The 20,882-nt window shown below is 68.2% G+C and carries 23 protein-coding genes and 1 tRNA gene; 12 read left to right on the top strand and 12 right to left on the bottom strand.

Annotated features, from left to right (window positions below):
• Positions 1-48: 48 nt before the first annotated feature.
• Together ACFU5M_RS15795 and ACFU5M_RS15790 are read right to left on the bottom strand one after the other, a co-directional pair.
• Complete coding sequence (locus ACFU5M_RS15795) at positions 49-303, bottom strand: hypothetical protein (protein ID WP_379049228.1); 255 nt, start codon at positions 301-303, stop codon at positions 49-51.
• Between the two features lie 192 nt (positions 304-495).
• Positions 496-696, bottom strand: a complete 201-nt coding sequence (locus tag ACFU5M_RS15790) for a hypothetical protein (RefSeq protein WP_040864380.1) — start codon at positions 694-696, stop codon at positions 496-498.
• Between the two features lie 165 nt (positions 697-861).
• Between ACFU5M_RS15790 and ACFU5M_RS15785 the strand changes: the two genes are divergently transcribed.
• From ACFU5M_RS15785 to ACFU5M_RS15765, 5 genes are all read left to right on the top strand, one after another.
• Positions 862-1,155: a DUF6191 domain-containing protein gene (locus tag ACFU5M_RS15785; protein ID WP_379049226.1), complete on the top strand. Its 294-nt coding sequence runs from the start codon at positions 862-864 to the stop codon at positions 1,153-1,155.
• Positions 1,156-1,210: 55 nt separating this feature from the next.
• A complete protein-coding gene (locus ACFU5M_RS15780) occupies positions 1,211-1,534 on the top strand; it encodes a hypothetical protein (protein ID WP_379049224.1) in 324 nt (107 codons plus the stop codon).
• A gap of 1 nt (position 1,535) precedes the next feature.
• Complete coding sequence (locus ACFU5M_RS15775) at positions 1,536-2,153, top strand: carboxymuconolactone decarboxylase family protein (protein ID WP_379049222.1); 618 nt, start codon at positions 1,536-1,538, stop codon at positions 2,151-2,153.
• A 52-nt stretch (positions 2,154-2,205) separates the two neighbouring features.
• Positions 2,206-3,612 carry an amidohydrolase family protein gene (locus ACFU5M_RS15770; RefSeq protein WP_379049220.1) on the top strand — a complete coding sequence of 469 codons (1,407 nt, stop codon included), beginning with the start codon at positions 2,206-2,208 and terminating at the stop codon, positions 3,610-3,612.
• 83 nt (positions 3,613-3,695) lie between these two features.
• Positions 3,696-4,565, top strand: coding sequence for an antibiotic biosynthesis monooxygenase (locus tag ACFU5M_RS15765; protein WP_379049218.1), 870 nt, complete (start codon positions 3,696-3,698; stop codon positions 4,563-4,565).
• A gap of 6 nt (positions 4,566-4,571) precedes the next feature.
• On the opposite strand, the gene ACFU5M_RS15760 is transcribed toward ACFU5M_RS15765, so the two are convergent.
• The 4 genes from ACFU5M_RS15760 to ACFU5M_RS15745 all read right to left on the bottom strand — a co-directional run bounded on the left by ACFU5M_RS15760 (position 4,572) and on the right by ACFU5M_RS15745 (position 6,266).
• On the bottom strand, positions 4,572-5,027 hold the full coding sequence (locus ACFU5M_RS15760; protein WP_379049216.1) for a deaminase: 456 nt from the start codon (positions 5,025-5,027) through the stop codon (positions 4,572-4,574).
• Between the two features lie 73 nt (positions 5,028-5,100).
• Positions 5,101-5,191 (bottom strand) — tRNA-Ser (locus tag ACFU5M_RS15755).
• A 57-nt stretch (positions 5,192-5,248) separates the two neighbouring features.
• The gene (locus ACFU5M_RS15750) at positions 5,249-5,683 is read right to left on the bottom strand and encodes a nucleoside deaminase (RefSeq protein WP_379049242.1); all 435 of its coding nucleotides are present in this window, start codon (positions 5,681-5,683) and stop codon (positions 5,249-5,251) included.
• 43 nt (positions 5,684-5,726) lie between these two features.
• Positions 5,727-6,266, bottom strand: a complete 540-nt coding sequence (locus ACFU5M_RS15745) for a tRNA adenosine deaminase-associated protein (protein ID WP_357043411.1) — start codon at positions 6,264-6,266, stop codon at positions 5,727-5,729.
• A 58-nt stretch (positions 6,267-6,324) separates the two neighbouring features.
• On the opposite strand from ACFU5M_RS15745, the gene ACFU5M_RS15740 reads away from it, so the two are divergent.
• The gene (locus tag ACFU5M_RS15740) at positions 6,325-7,275 is read left to right on the top strand and encodes a prephenate dehydrogenase (RefSeq protein WP_379049213.1); all 951 of its coding nucleotides are present in this window, start codon (positions 6,325-6,327) and stop codon (positions 7,273-7,275) included.
• 214 nt (positions 7,276-7,489) lie between these two features.
• Here ACFU5M_RS15740 and ACFU5M_RS15735 read toward each other — a convergent pair whose 3' ends face one another.
• From ACFU5M_RS15735 to ACFU5M_RS15725, 3 genes are read right to left on the bottom strand one after another with little or no spacing between them, the layout of a single operon-like run.
• A complete protein-coding gene (locus ACFU5M_RS15735; RefSeq protein WP_379049211.1) occupies positions 7,490-8,104 on the bottom strand; it encodes a putative glycolipid-binding domain-containing protein in 615 nt (204 codons plus the stop codon).
• A 49-nt stretch (positions 8,105-8,153) separates the two neighbouring features.
• Positions 8,154-10,199 (bottom strand): ABC transporter transmembrane domain-containing protein, encoded by a 2,046-nt coding sequence (locus ACFU5M_RS15730; RefSeq protein WP_379049209.1) that lies wholly within the window; start codon positions 10,197-10,199, stop codon positions 8,154-8,156.
• Between the two features lie 2 nt (positions 10,200-10,201).
• Entirely contained in the window at positions 10,202-12,013 is a 1,812-nt protein-coding gene (locus tag ACFU5M_RS15725) for an ABC transporter ATP-binding protein (protein ID WP_379049207.1), read from the bottom strand.
• A gap of 218 nt (positions 12,014-12,231) precedes the next feature.
• Here ACFU5M_RS15725 and ACFU5M_RS15720 point away from each other — a divergent pair, with 218 nt between their 5' ends.
• A complete protein-coding gene (locus ACFU5M_RS15720; protein WP_379049205.1) occupies positions 12,232-12,510 on the top strand; it encodes a putative quinol monooxygenase in 279 nt (92 codons plus the stop codon).
• Here the strand turns inward: ACFU5M_RS15720 and fadD32 are convergent.
• Together fadD32 and ACFU5M_RS15710 are read right to left on the bottom strand one after the other, a co-directional pair.
• Entirely contained in the window at positions 12,507-14,432 is a 1,926-nt protein-coding gene (fadD32, locus tag ACFU5M_RS15715) for a long-chain-fatty-acid--AMP ligase FadD32 (RefSeq protein ID WP_379049240.1), read from the bottom strand. The genes ACFU5M_RS15720 and fadD32 overlap by 4 nt on opposite strands.
• A gap of 111 nt (positions 14,433-14,543) precedes the next feature.
• Positions 14,544-15,794 (bottom strand): KasA/KasB family beta-ketoacyl-ACP synthase, encoded by a 1,251-nt coding sequence (locus ACFU5M_RS15710; protein ID WP_379049203.1) that lies wholly within the window; start codon positions 15,792-15,794, stop codon positions 14,544-14,546.
• Between the two features lie 335 nt (positions 15,795-16,129).
• Here ACFU5M_RS15710 and ACFU5M_RS15705 point away from each other — a divergent pair, with 335 nt between their 5' ends.
• From ACFU5M_RS15705 to ACFU5M_RS15685, 5 genes are all read left to right on the top strand, one after another.
• Positions 16,130-17,263, top strand: coding sequence for a DNA cytosine methyltransferase (locus tag ACFU5M_RS15705; protein ID WP_379049239.1), 1,134 nt, complete (start codon positions 16,130-16,132; stop codon positions 17,261-17,263).
• Positions 17,260-17,688, top strand: a complete 429-nt coding sequence (locus tag ACFU5M_RS15700; protein ID WP_379049201.1) for a very short patch repair endonuclease — start codon at positions 17,260-17,262, stop codon at positions 17,686-17,688. The genes ACFU5M_RS15705 and ACFU5M_RS15700 overlap by 4 nt, the downstream gene beginning before the upstream one ends.
• A 218-nt stretch (positions 17,689-17,906) precedes the next feature.
• Positions 17,907-18,632 (top strand): DUF998 domain-containing protein, encoded by a 726-nt coding sequence (locus tag ACFU5M_RS15695; protein ID WP_379049199.1) that lies wholly within the window; start codon positions 17,907-17,909, stop codon positions 18,630-18,632.
• A 291-nt stretch (positions 18,633-18,923) separates the two neighbouring features.
• Positions 18,924-19,316: a RidA family protein gene (locus ACFU5M_RS15690; RefSeq protein WP_379049197.1), complete on the top strand. Its 393-nt coding sequence runs from the start codon at positions 18,924-18,926 to the stop codon at positions 19,314-19,316.
• Positions 19,317-19,444: 128 nt separating this feature from the next.
• A complete protein-coding gene (locus ACFU5M_RS15685; protein WP_379049195.1) occupies positions 19,445-20,167 on the top strand; it encodes a maleylpyruvate isomerase family mycothiol-dependent enzyme in 723 nt (240 codons plus the stop codon).
• A 112-nt stretch (positions 20,168-20,279) separates the two neighbouring features.
• Here the strand turns inward: ACFU5M_RS15685 and ACFU5M_RS15680 are convergent, their stop codons facing one another.
• Positions 20,280-20,654, bottom strand: a complete 375-nt coding sequence (locus ACFU5M_RS15680) for a hypothetical protein (protein ID WP_379049193.1) — start codon at positions 20,652-20,654, stop codon at positions 20,280-20,282.
• Positions 20,655-20,882 lie beyond the last annotated feature (228 nt).

The raw sequence follows: 20,882 nt of genomic DNA, 5'->3' as shown, positions 1-20,882 counted from the left end.
CATGGCTCGGCCCCGCATCCGGACTCCGGATGCGGGGCCGAGTGCGTTTCACCGGCTCGGTTGTGGAAGTTCGCAGTCGCCCACTCGCGGATTGATCCCGACGTAGTTGAGCGGGCCCGCGAGGGCGGTGAGGCCGATCGTGCCCCACCCGGCGCAGTTCATCGGGGGGCCGCTGTCGAAATAGTGCCGCTGACCGGCCGCGAGCAACCCGATCGCCAGCCAGGCCAGCAGCAGGAACCCGAACACCCGGGAGCCGGTGCCCGGGCCGCGTCTGGCACGTGCACGGTTTTCGTAGTCGCGCATCTCCTCGGTTCCTTCCGTGCTCCCCGTGAGCACGAATACCCGGCCACACTGGTAGCTACCAAACAAATACCAGCGAGATACGCGCCTATTCGCAAATAGCGAATCTTCAGTTCACATCAGTAACCACTCGGAGCACAAACGCCGACGGCCGGGTGGCATGACCACCCGGCCGTCCGCGTTCACTCGATCGGATTACGGACTCGGTTGCGGGACATTACAATCCGCGACCTTCGGATTCACGCCCATGTAGTTGAGCGGTCCCGCGATGACAGTGACGGCGATGGTGCCGAAACCGGCGCAGTTGACCGGTCCACTGTCGAAGTAGTGGCGTTGTGCTGCGGCGATCACGCCGATCAGCAACCAGATCAAGACGATTACACTTCCGATTCTCATGTTTCTCTCGCGCATCGTTCCCGCGCGGATTGTCCGACGGCGCATCTGGCATCGCGTCCTTCCCGCACTTTCCGTATCGGGCGTATACCCGCGATCTCACCCGTTACCCTTCGTGAAACGAGCAATTTTCGAATCGGTTCGGCACGGCCGGGTAGCCTCGGTGCCATGGCATCGGTGTTGCAGTGGTGGATCCCCGGGTGGGTGATCCTGCTCGTGCTGGTGGCGGTCTACGAGCTGACCGTGAACAAACGTCGCAGACGCCGCCGTACCCCGGTCTCCGGCACGTTCACCGACGAGTTCACCGCGCTGTTCTACGCGACCAAGCGCATGGAGCTGGACCATCGCGAATCGATATCGATGCTGCGAGACGAGCAGGACGAGGGCGCGCCGCCGCTGGTCGGGATCGACCTGGACCACCATCGGGTCGTGCTCCGCAAGCAGGCGGGCCGTAGCGACTGACGCTGCGCGCCTGCGATTTCCAGCGAAGGCGACGGTCGTCGGCCAGAATGGGCCCATGCGTGGCTCGATGAGTGAGAAATGGGAGCGGTTCGGTACGCACCTCGAGACCGCACCGGGGCGGCTGTCGAGCGAGATCCGCCGCGTCTTGCGAACCAGAGCCGCCGGAACAGCCGATCCGGACCAGCACGACCCCACGGAACTCGCCACCTTCGCCGAGTTGGTGGCCGACCGGTCCTACCGGGTCACCGAGCAGCAGATCGTCGCGTTGAAAGCGGCCGGGCACACCGACGACGAGATCTTCGAGGCGACCGCGGTCGCCGCCTACGGTGCGGCCGACCGGCGTCTGCGCGCCGCGCATCTGGCGTGGGAGGGAGACTGAAATGTGGCTCGAAGCGGTGCGATCCGGCCATGACCGGCCCACCAGGTTCGTGTTGTGGGCCATGCGGCGGTTCAGCGGCGTGGAAGTCCCCGCTGTACTGAAGGTGCTGTTCTACCGGCACCGGTTCTTCGGATCGCCGCTGTCGGACCTGATCCAGGAGGTCATGCGCGGACCGTCGTACTGGACCATCGCCGAGCGCGAGATCTTCGCGACACACACCTCGCAGGCCAACGAGTGCCCGTTCTGCGCCACCTCGCACGAGGCGATCGCCGGTGCGTACGTCGACGCCGATGTGGTGACCCGCGCCTTGGCCGACGGCACGGATTCCCCGCTGCGTCCCGAGGCGCGGGCCATGCTCGGTTTCCTCGCGAGAATGGCCCGTGACCCCGACGGATTGACTCCGGCGGACGCCGCCGTGGTCCGGCTGGCGGGGGTTTCCCGGGAAGCGTTCGACCAGGCCGTCTGGGTGGGCACCTGCTTCAATGTGATCAACCGGATGATGAACACCGTCGGGGCAGGCCCGCTGGAGGGCAGGCAGCCCAGCGTGAGCGCCCGATTCATCGAACTCGCCGGTTACCGTATGCCACCGCCGGTGAGATTGTTCTCGCGCGGCATCTGATCGCATTTCGACCGATCCACTCGCGTGCCGCAGCGATGTGTGTTCTCCTCGAATGGTGAGCCAAGTCCACTTGGGGCACATTTTCCACATCGCCGGTAGCCCCGCTACCGACGATGTAGCCGACGCGCTGGCCGACGTCCCGGACGGGGCCCTGATAATCGACGATCGTGGTCGCGTCGCATTTTGCGGAACGCGCTCCGATATACCGGACGAGTACCACGCCGAGACAGTGTTCGACCATCGCCCCGGATTCCTTCTTCCAGGTTTCGTCGACACCCACGTTCATTTCCCGCAGACCTTCGCGGGCGATGCCTACGGCGGCGGCCAGCTGCTGGAGTGGCTGGAATTGTGCATCTATCCGGCGGAATCCCGTTATGCCGAACCGGAGTTCGCGCGATCGGCGGCCGCGGAATTCTGTACGCGACGCATCGCCGCGGGCACCACTGCGGCGATGGTTTTCGGCTCGGCGTTCCCGCACGCGCAGGACGCCCTGTTCGACGAGACCCGACGGCGTGGAATTCGAATGGTCAGCGGCCGCGGCATTCAAACAACAGGAGATCCTTCGGCAGCGCCTTTGATCACCACCGAAGACGACGCCATCCGCTTGACGACCGAGGAGATCGGCAAATGGCACGCCGCCGACACCGGTGACGTGGATACCGCCCTGTTGCACGTGGCGATCGTCCCCCGCTTTTCGCTGGCGGTCACCCGCCGGACCTTGAACAACCTCGGCGAGCTGTACGACTCGGTGCGCGAACGCGGCGTCTATTTCCACAGTCATCTCAACGAGAACAACCGCCCGGGGACCGGCGAAGTCGACACCACCAAGCACGCCTACGGCGTGACCACCTATCTCGACACCTACGACGGGAAGTTCCTGCCCGGGTCGGCGGTGGGCGGCAAGAGCCTGCTCGGCAGGCGCAGCATCCTCGCCCACTGCGTGCACTGCCAGGATGCCGAGCTGCGGCGGATGGCCGAAACCGGCACGTCGATCGCGCATTGTCCGGTGTCGCAGCAGTTCCTGGGCTCCGGCACGATGCCGTGGAAGCGGACGCTCGCCTCCGGCGTCACGGTGGCCGCGGGCACCGATTACGGCGGGGGCGACGAATGGCTGATTCCGCAGGTGCTGTCGGCCGCGTTCAAGGTGCACATCTCCGAGCCGGGCGAGCACGGCGTGTCGATGCACCCCGCGGAAATGCTGTTCACCGGCACGCTGGCCGGTGCGCGCGCCTTGGACATGGAAAATCGATTCGGGAATTTCGATATCGGTAAGGAAGCCGACTTCATCGTGGTGGAACCGGCGCGCGTTCCGGCGCTGGACCGCACGCTTGCACACGGCGTTCGTTCCGAAGACCCAGCTCTGGCCCGGGATCAGACGCTGTTCGCACTGCTGATGGGTATCCGCGAACCCGCGATCACCGAGGTCTATGTGCAGGGTCGTCGCGTCGATGTCGCGTAGCGCCGATGGACGCCGCCGCTACCGTCGTAACGGTCTTTCACCGGCCGGCGCACGATACGGATTTCCGGAATTGGCTCGCGGAGATGTCCGAAATCGCGTGCCATATGGACGGATTCGCGCATTCGTCGGTGGCGGTGATCGAAAGCCCGCTTCTCGAACCGGGTTTCAGCGTCACGTTCAGATCCGAAGCGGCGCTGCACGCATTCCTGGACTCGGCCGAACGATCGGCCGCACTGTCCGACGGCGCATCGCTCGGCTTTTATTGCAAGAGTTCGGATCTGATCATCGTCGAGGGCGAGTCGCCACCGCCGGGTATCGGTGTGTTCCGGCACAGTGTCGCGCGCGACAAGGAAGCCGAATTCGAGGCGACCGAGGAGCGGCTCGTCGCGGTGAGTTCCGAGTTTCCCGGATTCGAAGGCGCTGCCCTCTTCCCGTCGGGGGGCGGGCGCTGGTTTTCGGTGCTCCGATTCCGCACCGAACGGCAATTGTCGGAATGGATGCGCTCGGACGAACGTACCGCCGCCTTACCGGATTTGCGCTCGAAGCTCACCGAGGACTTCACCGTGGAGGCGCACACCACGCCGTTCGGCTCCACCGTGCGAACGGTCGACGGCGAGACCAGGATGACGCCGACGTGGAAAACCGCCATGTTGGTGTTGCTCGTGTTGTATCCGACAGTGATGGTGCTGTCGCGCTTCCTCGGCCCGGTACTGGACCGGATGGGAGCGCCACCGTGGCTGGCGTTGTGGCTCAGCCAGATCGTGAGCGTGGGCTTGATGAGCTATTTCCTGTCGCCCGCGGTGGCGAGCCGGTTCCGCCGGTGGCTCGATCCGATCGACGGTGCGGGCAGGCGGATCAGCATCGCGGGGACGGTGATGGTCGTCGTGCTCTACGCGCTGACACTGCTGCTGTTCGCGTCGGTGCGCTGGTTGCAGTACTGGGACTACGACTGAGCGCGCTCAGGAGAGGTCGAGATGCCGGTTCATCGACATCGCCGCCTCGGCCAGTTCGGGCAGTTCCATCACCCTGACGCCCGCCTGCCGGAGTTTCTCCACTCCGACGCAGTTCACCACGAACGTCGACGGCTCGCGCCAAGCGATCACCACAACCGGGATGCCGGCCCGCAGGATCCGGTCGGTGCACGGCAGCCGGTCCTTCGTCCCGCGTTCGGAGCAGGGTTCCAGCGTGCTGTAGAGCGTGGCTCGCGCCAGCCGCGAATCCGACGGGTCGAGTTTGCCGAGCGCGGCCTCCTCGGCGTGCTCCTTGGGGTCGGACTCGCGTGAGTAGCCGGTCGCGATCGCCGCACCGTCGGCGACGATCACCGCGCCCACCGAGAACGCGCCCTCGGCCACCGGGCACAAGCGGGCCAGCTCGATGGCCCGGTTCATCCAGTAATGGTGGTCGGGCTCGGACACCGGATCGCCCTCCTTCAGCTGGGCTCTGTAATGAAGAAAAAGCCCCTCACCTGCACTAACAGATGAAGGGCTTTGGCGGTGGCGGAGGGATTTGAACCCTCGGAGGGGGGTTACCCCTCACACGCTTTCGAGGCGTGCTCCTTAGGCCGCTCGGACACGCCACCGCCGACAACCATACCGGACCGTCGCCGGATCGCTAAATCGTGTGCTGACCTGCGGACTCAGCGTTGGGTGCGGAAGAACTCGTCGAGCAGCGCCGCGCACTCGTCCGCGAGCACTCCGCCGCGCACCTGCGGCCGGTGATTGAGCCGACGGTCGCGCACCACGTCCCACAGCGACCCGACAGCGCCGGTCTTCGGCTCCCACGCCCCGAAGACCAGGCGGCCCACCCGCGCGAGCACCAGCGCGCCCGCGCACATCGTGCACGGTTCCAGGGTGACGGCGAGGGTGGCGCCCTCCAACCGCCATCCGTCGCCGTGCACCGCGGCGGCACGGCGCAGGGCCAGGATCTCCGCGTGCGCGGTCGGATCGCCGAGCGCTTCCCGCGCATTCGCGGCCCGCGCGAGTTCCCTTCCGGCGGAGTCGAACACCACCGCGCCGACCGGCACGTCGCGATCCCCGGCGGCTGCCGCCGCGCCGATGGCGGCACGCACCATGTCGGCGTCGGACGCAAACGGGCCGTTCGGAAGAACGCCCACGTCAGCGGGGCAGTTTGTCCAGTACCGCGGCGAGTTCACCGTCGAAGCCGAGACGCTGGGCGATCATGGCGAGCTGCTCGTCCGGATAGAGATCGGTCTCGGCGAGGATGACGCTCAGCACCGGTTCGGGCAGGCCGAGATCGGCGAGCACCCCGAGGTCGCCCTCCTCCCACGGCTCGACGTCATCCAGTTCGTCCGGATCGATATCCGGAATTTCTACGTTCAAGGCCTCGAGGACGTCCGCGGCGATGTCGTAATCGATCGCGGCCGTGGCGTCCGAGACGAGCATCCGGGTCCCGCTCGGCGCCGGCCGCAGCACGATGAAGAACTCATCGTCGATGTCGAGCAAGCCGAACACCGCTCCGGAGCTGCGCAAAGCCTTCAGTTCGTTTTCCGCGGCGGACAAATCGGTGAGCGCGTCCCGGCTCAGCGGACTGCACCGCCATTTGCCTTCTTCGCGGACAACCGCCACTGCGAACCCCTCCACGTCGTCGTAATCGTCCGACGCCGCCCTGTTCGTGCCCGAGCGCTGTGCTGCCATGGCCGCAACGGTAGTCTGCTCGAGCGGAAATGTTGAAGTCGTGTGCCAATCTGTTCCGGTGACTTCGGCGAAGAAAGCACCCGTATGCGTCCTCGGGACCGGTTTGATCGGCGGGTCGCTATTACGCGCGGCCGTCGCGGCGGGCTACGACGGCTGGGGATACAACCGGTCGGTGACGGGTGCGCAGGCCGCTCGCGCCGACGGATTCGACGTCACCGAAGACCTGCCCGCCGCGTTGCGCCGCGCCGCTGAGACCGGCGCGCTGATCGTCGTCGCGGTGCCGATGCCCGCTGTGGACCACATGTTCTCCGCGATCGCCACCTACGCGCCGGGGTGCGCGCTCACCGATGTGGTGAGCGTGAAGGCGCCGGTCGCGGCGGCTGTGCGCGACCACGGTCTCGCCGACCGGTACGTCGGCGGTCATCCGATGGCGGGTACATCCGAATCCGGTTGGGTCGCCACCGATCCGGAGTTGTTCCGTGATGCCGTGTGGGCGGTCGGCGTGGACGAGGGCACCCGGGTAGACCCGTGGACCCGCGTGGTGCGGCTCGCGCTGGACTGCGGCTCGGTGGTGGTGCCGGTGGTGGCCGCCGAGCACGATCGCGCCGTCGCGCGCATCTCCCATCTCCCGCATGTACTGGCCGAGGCCCTGGCTCTGGCGGGCGCGGCCGGGGGTGATCTCGCGCTGGGACTCGCGGCTGGATCGTTCCGTGACGGCACCCGGGTGGCGGGCACGGCGCCCGATCTGGTTCGCGCGATCTGCGAACCGAATTCGGCGGCGCTGCTGGAGGTCCTGGACGAAACGCTCGCCGTGCTCGGCGCTGCCCGCGACAGCCTGCGTGACGAGACGTCCCTCGCGGATCTGGTCGAGGCCGGGCACGACGCCCGAGGACGCTACGAATCCGCGCGTCGCTGGGAGATCACGGATATCCGTCCGGGTGACCAGGATTGGCTGGAAGACCTGCGAGCGGCGGGGCAGCGCGGTGGCGTCCTCACCCGGCTGAGCTGATCTCCCGCCGGCTGCGAAGTTCGGTCGAAGGAAGTGCGGCAGCTGCCGAGGACCGGCCGCCGACCCGCATCCCCGGCGCACCGAAGTCGGCCGCTGTAGATCGCGGGTGAACGCCTCGTGACCTGAGGCTCTCTGCGCGGATGTCGATCCACGCCAGACGGCAGTTGCCGGCACGAACCGGGCAGCTCCGACGACAATCCGGGCCGTCGAGGCGTCAGATCCGTTCGGCCAGGCCCGGGTAGTCCAGCAGGAAGCCGTCGGCGTCCACCGTGACCGTGGCGCTGGAGACCGGTGACAGCACGCTGATGCCGTCGGCCGCGCTGCTGTAGATCAGCGTCGCCTCTTGGACGAGCAAGTCGGGCAGACGGACGTAGACCACCGGGACCTGGACGTCCTCCACCGCATGCTGCAGGTCGTAGCGGCGGATCGGCAGAGTGTTGAAGAACGGGCTGAGCACCACGTCCACGTCCAGTGCGCCGGCGAAGGTGGAGCGTACGTGGTTCCCGCCCGCGTCGACCAGCCAGTAGTTCTCCTCGTCCCTGGCGATCGAGGCGTGCCGCTCACCGGCGGCCGTCGTGGTGCGCAGCGACAGCCGCTTCGTCGCGCCGTTCTCGTCGGTGACCAGGTCGTAGGACGCGCTGAAAGCGGGGTGGTCCGCGCTCGCACCACCGATCATGCGCCCGGCGGCGCGGATGCGGTTGCCGTTGAGCTGCACCCGCACCGACTCCATCCGGGTCGCGTCGTGGGCGCGCCAGGTGAGGATCGCCGGCCACCGGGATTCCTGCGGACTCGCGGCGGGGCGCTCGGGGTCGGAGGCTGGGGTCGTCACGTATCTACCGTAAGCGACACCCGCCCCCGGCCCGCACAACCACCGCTCATCACACCAGCGACTCCCGCCACGCCGCATGCAGGCCCGCGAACCGGCCGGTGCCCGCGATGAGGGCGTCCGGCGCGCCGTCCTCGACGATCCGGCCGTCTTCGAGCACCAGCACCCGGTCCGCGATCGCCACCGTGGACAGCCGGTGGGCGATGATCACCGCCGTGCGTCCGCGCAGCACGGTCTCCAGCGCACGCTGCACCAGCCGTTCGCTGGGGATGTCCAGGCTCGACGTGGCTTCGTCCAGCACGATCACGGCGGGATCGGCGAGGAATACCCGCGCGAACGCGACCAACTGCCGCTGCCCCGCCGAGAGCCTGCCGCCGCGCTTGCGCACATCGGTGGCGAAGCCCTCGGGCAGCGCCTGCACGAAGTCGTACACACCGACGGCGCGCGCCGCCGCGAACACCTCCGCGTCGGTGGCCGAAGGCCTGCCCAACCGGATGTTGTCGGCCACCGAACCGGAGAACAGGTAGGACTCCTGGGTGACCATCACCACGTTGCGGCGCAGGTCGGCGTCGGACACCTCGCGCAGGTCGACGCCGTCCAGGGTGACCGCGCCGCCGGACGGATCGTAGAACCGCGTCAGCAGCTTCGCCAGCGTCGACTTGCCCGCACCGGTCGCACCCACCAGCGCGATCACCTGCCCCGCCGGGATGTCCAGGGTGAACTCGGGCAGCACCGGTCGCGTCCGGCGATCGGGCTTGCCCGATTCGGTCGAAGGGGCTGGGTAAGCATCCTTCCGCGCCGCCGATGCCCCTGCCGAGACATCGGCCATCGGCGACCGGTCGACGTCCACCGCGGGAGCACCGGAAAGGCGCTGATCGGATGCGTCCGGCCCGGCACCGGACGAACCGGCCGTAGGAGCGGCGCCGTAGCCGAACCACACCTTCTCCATCCGCACCGCCCCGGACGCCTTCTGCAATGCCACCGGGCGCGCGGGCTCGGGCACCGACGGCTCCTCCTCGAGCACGCCCGAGATCTTCTCCAGCGCGGCCGCCGCGGACTGGTAGGCGTTGAACACCTGCGCCAGTTCGTCCAATGGCCCGTAGAACTCGTTGAGGTAGAGCAGGTAGGCCGCGAGCACGCCGACCGCGAGATCACCCTCGATCACCCGCCAGGCGCCGACCACGATGATGATGACCGTGGTCAGGTTGCCGAGCAGTTTTGTCAGGCCGGCGTAGTCGCCCATGCCGCGCATGGCCACCGTGGTCGCGCGGCGGTACTCGGAGTCCTCGATCGCGAGCACCGACTCGTTGCGCTGTTCACGGCGGAACGTCTGCACCGCCCGCATGCCGCCCATCGACTCGACGAACTGCACGACCACCTTGGCGATCGCGGCGCGGGTGCGCCGGTAGCCGGCTCGCTGCCTGCGCTGCGCCCATCGGGTGACCATCACCAGCGGGACGAATCCGACCAGCACGATCGCGGCGAGAACCTGATCCAGGTAGATCAGCAGCGCCGCGATGGTCAGCACCGACAGGATCGCGCTCAGCGCCTGATTGAGCGCGCTCTCCAGCAGCTCCTGCAGCGTCTCGATGTCGCCGGTGAGCCGCGCCACCACCTTGCCGGAGGTGTACTTCTCGTGGAAGGCGACGCTGAGCCGCTGCACATGCGTGAAGGCGCGCACCCGCAGGTCGAACAGCACGCTCTGGCTGAGCCTGCCGGACACTCGCAGGAAGGAGTACGTGCAGACCACGCCGAGCAGGACGGAGCCGAGGTAGCCGGCCACGATCCCGGCCAGCGGCCCCCAGTTCCCCTCGACACCGCGCGCGATGCCGGTGTCCAGCGCGTGCGCGACGAACAGCGGCGCGGACACCTTCGCGACGTTGTCCAGCACGATGAGCACCAGCGCGAGCACGGTGAGCTTGCGGTGGGGCCTGACCAGGTCGAGCAGCAGCCGCCGGGAGCGTTCGGCCAGCACCAGGTTTCCGGTCTCGGTGACTTCTTTGTCCTCGCCCGCTATGCCACGCCAGTCGGCCGCACCTTCCTTCTGTACCGGAACAAGCGCCGCTGCGTCGTCTTTCGCGTCGGTGGTCGTACTCATCGCTACTCACCTCCCATCAGTTCGCGGTAACTCCTGGTGGTACGCAGTAGTTGATCGTGGGTGCCTTCGGCGACGATCCGGCCGTCGGCGAGCACCGCCACCCGGTCGGCCAGCGCCGCCGTAGAAGGACGATGTGCGACGAGCAGCGTCGTCGCGTCGGCCAGCACCGTGCGCAGGCGGGCCTGCACCCGCTCCTCGGTCTCCACGTCGAGCGCGGACAGCGGGTCGTCGAGCACCATGATCCGGCTGTGCTTGCCCCCGCCCGCGCCGGTGAGCACCGCGCGGGCCAGCGCGAGTCGCTGCCGCTGGCCACCGGACAGACTCAGGCCCTGTTCGCCGATCCTGGTGTCCAAGCCCCAGGGCAAGTCGTCCACGAACCCGGTGGCTTGCGCGACCTCCAGAGCGCGACGTACGTCGGCGTCCGTGGCGGCCGGGTCGCCGAGCGCGACGTTCTCCCGCACACTCGCGGAGAACAGCACCGGGTCCTCGAACGCCACCGACACCAGCGACCGCAGGTCGGCGACTCGCATCGCCGCGATGTCGATGCCGTCGATGGTGATCGCACCGCCCGTCACGTCGTACAGGCGCGGAATCAGGTTGAGCAGTGCCGTCTTGCCACTTCCCGTGGCGCCGACCAGCGCGACCGTCTCGCCGGGGCGCACCCGTAACGACACCTCTCGCAGCACATCGTCTTCCGCCTCGGGAAAGGCGAAGCGCACTGCGTCCAAGCGCAATTCGCCACGGATGCGCTCGGGCAGATCCACCGGGTCGGCCGGGTCGGTGATGTCGATCGGGGTGTCGATGATCTCCCAGTACCGGTCGGCCGCGGTGCGCGCGTCGTTCAGTTCGGCGAGCAGGAAGCCGGTCCAGATGATCGGCCACTGCAGGAAGGTCGCCAGCGTGATGCCCGCGATCAAGGTGCCGAGCGTCATCGTGCCGTGCGCCACCGCGTACCCGCCGTACCCGAGCGCGAACGCGATGGCCAGCTGCGGCAGGCTCACCATGATCGACCACAACGTCGCGTCCAGGCGCGCTTTCAGCAGTTCGGTCTGCCGCAGCTCCTGCGCCTGCGCGGTGAAACGGCGGCCGAAGAACACGCCCCGCCCGAATGCCTTGAGCACCCGTATGCCCTGCGCGGACTCCTCCGCCGTGGTGGCCAAATCGCCGGACTGGTCCTGGGAACGCCGCGAGGCCACCGAGTATCGGCGCTCGAAGCGGATGCAGCCGATCACCAACGGGATCGAGATCACCGCGAAGATCAGGCCGATCTGCGGGCTCAGCCCGATCAGCACGAGCAGGCCTACCGGGATGATCACGCAATGGACGAGCAGGAACGGCGCCGCGAAGGACACGAACCGGCGCATGGTGGCCAGGTCGTCGATCGCGCGCGAGAGCAGCTGACCCGACTCCCACGCGTCGTGCCTGCCGATCGACAGCGCTTGCAGCTTGCGAAAAATCTTCGCGCGCACCGTGATCTCGAACCGTGTCGCGGGCCCGGCGATCAGCCAGCGGCGTCCCCACACGCCACCGGCCTCCAGCAGTCCGAGTGCCGCGACCGCGGCCACCGGCCAGAGCGCGCCCGCGAGATCGCGGTGGGCGATCGGGCCGTCGATGATCCGGGCGATCATCAACGGTATGACGACGGCCGTCAGGCCGGACAGCACGGCGAGACCGCTGGCGGCGGACAGAATCCTGGCGTGCGGACGCAGGTACGGCCAGAATCGGCGCAGGGAATGCAGGCGGCCCGTGGCGGCGGGCCGCTCCGTTTCGTCGGCCTCCGGTTCGGCCGACGAAACGTCCAGTGCGACAGACATGACTCCCCCTCGAGGTATGCGACTGGCGGCGGAGAACGGGACCCACGGTGATGTTCGCAGCGGGGTCCGACATTCCAGGGTCGCACCGGAACGTGCATCGACCAACCGATTTTCCGGCCGCCGCCGGACATCCGCGGCGACGGGTGCGACGCTCATTCGCCAAGCCAACAACCTCGAGCGAACTCGAGGTCAAGCCGCACAGATCTAGACTGCCTCCCATGCTGATCGTCGCCGGATATTTGCGGGTCACCGATCGCGACCGTTACCTCGAGGGCTGCCGGGAGGTGGTGGCGCTCGCCCGCGCCTGCGAAGGCTGCCTGGACTTCAGCCTCGGCGCGGACCTGCTCGAACCCGATCGGGTGAACGTCTACGAGCGCTGGACCACCCGTGCCGCGGTGGAACGCTTCCGCGGCACGGGTACCTCGGGCGACCTCGACGCTCGGATCGTGGGCGCCGACGTCCGGGAATTCGAGTACGAGACCGAGACCCGGCTCTAGCCGACGACCGCGGTCTCGGACTCCCATTCCTGCGGCGCGTCCGGGAACGCCTGCTGCTGGTGGCCGCCGCGCAGCGTGCCCTCCAGGTAGGCCGCCCGGCAGGCACGGCGGGCGATCTTGCCGCTGGACGTGCGCGGAATCGAACCCGCGGGCACCAGCAGTACGTCCCGGACCATGACACCGTGGCGCTGCGCGATCGCGGCGCGCACCGTGTCGGCGACCGACTCCGACTCGAGCTTGCTCGCACCGGTATTGCGCTCGGCGACGATCACCAACTGCTCGGAAGTGTTCTCGGCGTCGAATGTCAGGCCGGAGCGGCTGCCCTGTTCGAAGACCAGTGCGGGCAGTTCGTTGGCAGGCACCGAGAACGCCGCGACGAAGCCGGGGCGCAGTGCCGTGCTGGATTCCTGGGCCGAGAACTCCAGATCCTGCGGATAGTGATTGCGGCCGTCGACGATGACCAAGTCCTTCACCCGGCCGGTGATGTACAGCTCGCCGTCGAGGTAGGCGCCGAAATCACCGGTGCGCATCCAGTCGGCGCCGGGCGGCGTGCCCTCCGCGTGACTGCCTTCGGTCAGTCGGTAGGCAAGCTTGGCGCGGAAGGTGGCCTCGGTCTCCTCGTCGCGCCCCCAGTACCCGATGCCCATGTTCTCGCCGTGCAGCCAGATCTCGCCGACCTCACCGTCCCGTCGCTCGGTGCCGTGTTCGGGGTCGACGATCACCGCCCACTGCGACCGCGCGACGTATCCGCAGGACACCTGCGCGACGGCGTTGTCGGCGTCCGCGGCGACCTGGACCATCCGCCCGGCGTTCAACTCGGTCCGGTCGACGTGGACGACTTTCGCCTTGTCCTGAGCCCGGGTGGCGGAGACGAACACCGTCGCCTCGGCCATGCCGTAGCAAGGCTTGATCGCCGTCTCCGGCAACCCGTACGGCGCGAAAGCCTCGTTGAACTTCTTCATCGACGACATCGAGACCGGCTCGCTGCCGTTGATCAGCCCGATCACATTGGACAGATCCAGTTCCTCGCCTGGCTTCGGCTTGCCGCGCGCCGCGGCGTGTTCGAACGCGAAATTGGGCGCGGCGGCGAAGGTTCCGGCGCCGTCGGAAGCCGCGGCCAGTTCCTTGATCCAGCGATAAGGGCGGCGCACGAACGCGCTGGGCGACATGATCGTGATGAACCCGCCGCCGACGGTCGGCAGGATCACGCAGAGCAGCCCCATGTCGTGGAACAGCGGCAACCAGGTGACTCCGCGCGAATGCTCGGTGACGCCGATGGCATCGATCATCTGCAACAGATTCGTGCCCACCGCGCGATGGGTGATCGCGACGCCCGCGGGCGTCCTGGTCGATCCCGAGGTGTACTGCAGGTAGGCGACGCTGTCGATATTGATGTCCGGCCGCACCCAGGAGGCGCCGACACTGTCCGGGATCGCCTCCACCGCGATGATGCGTGGACGCTGCGGCGGAGGCAGGTGCCGGAAGAACTTCCGCACACCGCCGGCCGCGGAGCCCGCGGTGAGGATCGCGGCGGGCATGCAGTCACCCAGCACCGCGTGCAAACGGTCGGTGTGGCCGTGTTCCTCCGGATCGAACAGCGGAACCGCGATAGTGCCCGCGTACACCGCGGCGAACAGCGAGACGACGTAGTCGAGCCCCTGCGGAGCGAGAATCGCCACCCGGTCGCCCGGCTGGGTGACCTGTTGCAGCCGGGCCGCCACCGCCCGCAGTCGCACACCGAACTGCCGCCAGGTGAGTTCGTGGTATTCGCCGTCCCTCTCCCGCGAGTAGTCGATGAAGCGGTAGGCGAGTTCGTCGCCGTTCTCCACACTGTGCTTGTCGACGAAGTCGATCAGAGTCCTGTTCCCGTGAATTCTGATATTGCCCTGATCGTCCAGATAGTCGTCGAAGGTTTCGTCGATCATCGCCTTATCCTTTTCCAGCGCACAGCCACTCAGGGCGTGCAATGACACCGAACACAGGTCGATAACGAAGCGCCGGGAAGGCTAGCAGGTGTCCCGGCCACCTGGCGGTCAGTACCGGCCGAAGGCGAGCGCCACATTGTGCCCGCCGAATCCGAACGAGTTGTTCAGGGCGTAATCGATACGGCCGGGCCGGGCTCGGCCGTGCACCACGTCCAGATCGATTTCGGGATCCTGATTGTCCAGATTCAGCGTCGGCGGGACTATTTCGTCGCGCACGCTCAGCACCGTGAGCACCGATTCGAGCGCGCCGACCGCGCCGATGGAATGACCGAGGGCCGATTTGGGCGCGTAGACCGACGCGTGGTTGCCCACTGCCTGGCTGATCGCGCGCGCCTCCGCCGTGTCGCCGATCGGGGTGGCGGTCGCGTGCGCGTTGACGTGCGCGATATCGGACTTGGCCAGACCCGCCGTGCGCATCGCCCGCGTCATCGCACGCGCGGCGCCGGTGCCCTCGGGGTCGGGCGCCACCAGATGGAAGCCGTCGGAGGTGACACCCGCGCCCATCAGCCGGGCGTGGATGGTCGCGCCGCGCGCTTTGGCGTGCTCCTCGGTCTCCAGCACCATCAGCGCGCCCGCCTCGCCGAAGACGAAGCCGTCGCGCTCCGCGTCGAACGGACGTGAGGCGCTCTTCGGCGCGTCGTTTCGCGTGCTCATCGCGCGCATCATGCTGAACGCCGCGATCGCGAGGGCCTGGATGGAACCCTCCACGCCGCCGGTGACCACCATGTCGGCGTCGCCCATGACGATCGTGCGCCACGCGTTGGCGATCGCCTCCGCACCGGAGGAACAGGCCGACACCGGCGTCGTCGCTCCCGCCCGCGCTCCGAGTTCCAGCGCGACGCAGGCCGCGGCTCCGTTGGGCATCACCGCCTGAACGGTGAACGGTGACACCTTGCGATGGCCGCCGTTGCGCAGCTTGTCCCGAGCGTGGATCATCGCCTCCGCGCCGCCGAGCCCCGTGCCGATCGACACCGCAAGGCGATGCTCGTCCACCTCGGGACTGCCCGCGTTGCGCCAGACCTCACGCCCGAGCACGACCGCGAGCTGTTCCACGTAGGCGAGTCTGCGGGCCTCCGCCACGTCCAGATACGTGGCGGGCGGGACCACGAGATGCCCGCCGATGCACACCGGCAGCTCGAACTCCTCGATGAAATCGTCTTCCAGGACGTCGATACCGCTGTCGCCGTTGAGCAAGCCCTTCCACGTGGAATCCACGTCACCCGCGAGGGAAGTGGTCGCCGCGAGGCTGGTGACCACAACGGGGGGAAACTGTCCGTTACGGGTGGAAGGCATCTGCATGTTTCGCTCACTTTCCCTAGCGTCGCTCTGGAACGTCGTCGAGCAAAAGCGATGCGCGAGCGCGCCACCAGGATCGTGGGCGGCCCGCACGGATGGCACTGGAGCGCAGGCGGAACGGCCGGTCATCACGTCCGTGTGCGACCACCCATGTGCATTATCGGAAATACGCACGGATCGCACGGCGTGACACGCGGACCGTACCAGGTGCCGCGACCGATGGTCGCGTGTTCGGGGATCGCCCCGACGACTCGAGTAACCTGCTCCCGGGGCACGGGACGCGCGGGCGGCGTCCGGTGTGGACGCGAAGAAAGGGACGGTCGTTGACTGGCGCGCGGATGGTCGGGCTGTTCGCCGGGATCGGCGGACTCGAGCTCGGCCTCGGCAGGCACGGCTGGCACACCGAACTGCTGTGCGAGATCGAGCCCGGGGCCCAAGGGGTGCTCGCCGCCCGTTTCCCGGACGTACCCCTGCATTCCGACATCACCCGGCTGCGGGCCATCCCCACCGGAACGGAACTGGTCGCGGCGGGATTCCCGTGCCAGGACCTTTCCCAGGCGGGGCGCACCGCGGGCATCACCGGCACGCGCTCGGGTCTGGTCGACGAGGTGTTCCGGCTGGTGCGCCGCAAGCGTGGCCCACGCTGGCTACTGATCGAGAACGTGCCGTTCATGTTGCAACTGGGCCGCGGCGCGGCGATGCGGCACATCACCGGCGCGCTCGACGAACTCGGCTACACCTGGGCTTACCGCGTAGTGGACGCCCGCGCCTTCGGCCTGCCCCAGCGCAGACAGCGAGTGCTGATGCTCGCTTCCCGCACCGAGGACCCGCGCGGGGTGCTGTTCGGCGAGGACGCCGGCCCCCGTGTGACCGGCGATCCCACGATGCATCCGTGTGGCTTCTACTGGACCGAAGGGGTGCGTGGGCTGGGCTGGGCGGTGAACGCGGTTCCGACGCTGAAGGGCGGCTCCGCGCTCGGCATCGCCAGCCCGCCCGCGGTGCGGTTGCCGTCCGGGGAGATCGTCACGCCGGGCATTTCGGATGCCGAACGCCTCCAGGGCTTCGACCCGGGCTGGACGTCGCCCGCGACCGAGATGCCGGGCATCCGGAAGGGCCACCGCTGGAAGCTGGTCGGCAACGCGGTGAGCGTGCGGATGGCGGCCTGGGTGGGATCGCGGCTGGCCGCTCCACTCGATCCGATCTCCGGAGATCAGCCGCTCGCGCCGGGCACACCGTGGCCGGTCGCCGCGTGGGGGCACGCCGGTGTGGCCTACCGAGTACCGGTCTCGACGTGGCCGGTGCACGAGCCGTACGAGGACCTGGCGCACTTCCTCACCGACGCGCAGTTGCTCTCCGCCCGCGCGACGGCGGGATTCCTGCGCCGCACCACCATGGGCAGTCTGCGTTTCCCGCCCGGCTTCCTCGCCGATGTGGAAAGCCATCTGGATCGGATGGGCGGCTGGGCGGCATGAACCGACCTCCTACCGATGCGGCAACCAGCGCGCGCATGGCGCGCCAGCGGCGCACCGGAACCGATCCCGAACTCGCGCTGCGCCGGGAATTGCATCGCCGCGGGCTGCGCTACTTCGTCGACCGCGCACCGATCCGGGGCCAGCGCCGGCGCGCCGATCTGGTCTTCCCACGGCGGCGGCTCGCGGTCTACGTGGACGGCTGTTTCTGGCACCGCTGCCCCCAGCACGCCACCGATCCGAAGAACAACGCCGAATGGTGGGCGGCCAAACTGGCGGGCAACGTGGCCCGGGACCGGGCCACCGACGCGGCGCTCGTCGCGGCGGGATGGCGCGTGGTCCGAATCTGGGAGCACGAGGATCCCGTCCGTGCGGCCGATCGTGTCCAGGCCGAGTTGTCAGCGGTTGTGCCGCACCCGCACGAGTGAACGCGGAGCGTGTGCGGCCAGGTAACCGGACATCACCATCACCGTGATGACCGCGATTCCGGCGGCGGCAGTCGCGAAACCGAGCATGGGGACCTCCTCGAGTTGCAGCTGTCGTCCAGCGTGCCGGGCGAAGCTGACAAGACCCTGTGTCCCGGATGGTAGTGACGTGTGCGGCCCGCCGCTGTCCGGCGCGCTCTAGCAACCAGCACAATAGGGACGTGACGGGTGGCTCGGAGACCGCCGTGCGGCGAGTGCGACCGGCAACGGTGCTGGTCGCCGCGGCGATCGCGATCGCGGGGGTCTGCTATTCGTCCTGGGTGCTCCAGTTCGCGCTGAAAATCGACCTCGACCCGGTCGACACGTTTCTCAGCGAACTGGACGCGGAGGGCAAGCCGTACCGGCAGGTGTTCGCGACCGCGGACCTGATCGTCGGGGTGTCGCTCATACCCGCCGCCATCGCGGGACTGCTGTTGTTCCCGCGCCGCAGGCTGAGCACGGTCGGCTGGCTCGCGTTGTTCTGCTTCGGCGCGGCGACCATCGCCGACGTCCTGCTACCGCTGCGCGACTGCGCTCCCGGCGAGAGCGGGTGCGGCGGTTCTCGGGAACTCTTCCCGCAACTGCATCAGCCGCATGCGCTGACGAGCACGCTGGCGGTCACCTCGATCGCGGTCGCCGCGTTCGCCTTCAGCCTCGCCGCGTTCCGCTACCGGCGCTGGCGGGTGCTGCGCGAATTCGGCCTGGTCGTACTGGTGATCGGTGTGGTGGCGACGGTGTGGATGCTGGTGGCCGACAACCTGCCGGGGAACTACGCCCTGGGCATAGCGCAGCGGATTCAGGTGGGTGCGATGTCGCTGTGGTTGATCGCCTTGGCGGCCGCCGTCATCGTGGAGAGCCGGGAGCCGACCGAGCCGAGCCGATTACCGAGTCGCCCGGACGGGTACTGACGACTGCGAGTCAAGGGGTGCGGATGACGCTTCGGCTTGCACGGCGACACCTTGCTCGTACGAGTTTTCCAGGACCGCGAGAATGCCCTTGGCGCAGTTGATCGGCAGCACGACCGGGGTGGCGGGCTCCGCAGAGCCGGCCGCCTGGCAACCGGCGGCACGGAAGGGGATGCGCCGATTACGGCGACCGCATCGCCGTTCGCTGGCACCGTTTCGGATGTGGACCGGCAGGTGCCCGCACTCGGCTGTCCGGAACATGGCCGTGCTCGGCGCCGTGCGATGCTGTCGCCCATGAGTGATCGCGTGAACATCTCCTCGGGTTCGGAGTTCGAAGACATCGTCGGCTACTCGCGAGCGGTCCGGCTCGGTGATGTCGTCGCGGTCAGCGGAACCACCGCTTCGGCCCCCGGCGGCACGGCCGTCGGCGGCGACGACATCGGCGAGCAGACCAGGGAAACCCTGCGGCGCATCGGCTCCGCGCTGGAAGAGGCGGGCGCGAGCCTGGCCGACGTGGTGCGCACCCGCATCTTCGTCACCGACATCAGCCGCTGGCCCGAGGTCGCCGAGGCGCACGCGGAGGTGTTCGGCGAGATCCGTCCGGCGACGGCCATGTACGAGATCAAGGGTCTGATCACCCCGGCCCTGCTGGTCGAGATCGAAGCCGACGCGGTCGTTACCGGGTAGGGCGTCGAGGGCGCGATTCCTTCGCACTCAGGTCCTCGGTCTCCGGTGGCCTCGGATCACCCTGTTCCCCGATCGAACCGGCCCGTCGTTCGCGGCGAGCCGGGTTCTCGCTCGCTAGGGTCGAGACCGTGACCACCGCCTCGCAGACCCTCGTGCAACTCGACACCGTCGCCGAGGCGACCACCCGCCTGCTCGACACCATCCGCGGCCTCGACGAGGACGCCGTCACCGAACCCTCCTCACTGCCCGGCTGGACCCGCGGCCACGTCATGGCCCACCTCGCCCGCAACGCCGACAGCCTGGTCAACCTGCTGCTGTGGGCCCACACCGGAGTCGAAATCCCGCAGTACGCCAACGCTTTGCTGCGCGACAGCGACATCGAAGCGGGCGCGCCCCGCTCACTCCCCGACCACCTCGCCGACAACGAGGCCGCCGCCACCCGGTTCCTCGCCCTCGCCCGCTCACTCACCGACGACGCGTGGCAAGCCCAGGTCCGCACCCGCCAAGGCCGCCCCATCCCCGCCACCGAAGTCCTCTGGATGCGCCTGCAAGAGGTCGAAATCCACCACGTCGACCTGAACGCCGACTACCACCCCTCCGACTGGCCCGCATCCTTCGTCGCCCGCATCCTCCCCCAAGCCACCGCCGACCTGACCCGCCTCACCACCGACACCCCCCTCGCCCCCTTCACCCTGCACGCCACAGACTCCGACTTCACCGCCACCATCGGCCCCTCCCCCGCCACCCACACCATCTCCGGCCCCGCATCCTCCCTCGCTGCCTGGCTCCTCGGCCGCAGCCCCGGCTCCGACCTCACCGGCGACCTGCCGAACCTCCCCGCCTGGAAATGACGCACCGTCGATCCATCGGTTCGATTCACGAGGAACCCGCGAGTGGCACACCGCTGCGGCATCGGCCGAGAAGGCCCCACCGTGGTGTGCCACTCGTGAGGCAAGGGTCGAGTTAAGCCTGGCCTGCCGGATGGTCTGGCTCGCTCTGCTCCCACGCGGCGACCGGCAGCGACAAGTAGACCCCGAAATCGTCCAGTCCTGTCGCCTGCTCGATATCTGCGTGCAGCCGCTCGACCCGCTCCTGCCGATTGTCGGCCCGGCTGGCGAACCACTTCGACCGCACCTCGATCACCACATCCAGCCCACTGCGATCGAACGGACCCAACTCCCGGAATCGAAGCTCGACATCTCCCGGCTGCAGATCCAAGTCGTACGGTTCCTCCGGGCATTCGACTGCCACCGACACCAGATGCGGAAGTCGTTGCGCGAGTTCCCGAAGGATCGCTTCGGGGACACGCGATGCATAGGTCACCTCGATCAATGGCACGCCGAGAGTGTATCGATTTCCCCCTGCACGCAGGGCTCGGCGACGTCACCCCGCCACAGAGCCGACAGCCACTGATCTGTCCGAATCCGACGTCGAGCTTCCGGTGGAGCCGACGCCAACCATCACCTGCGACACTCACACAAGCCAACGCGTGTATCGCTGCGCCATCGACGCCGTGCGGCGTGACGGGTATGGATGCGCTGTTCGAGTGGCATTGTCGTCGATTGT

The organism is Nocardia sp. NPDC057455, assembly GCF_042802775.1.
GTDB lineage: Bacteria > Actinomycetota > Actinomycetes > Mycobacteriales > Mycobacteriaceae > Nocardia.
This window is presented reverse-complemented; position numbering and strand designations above follow the sequence as displayed.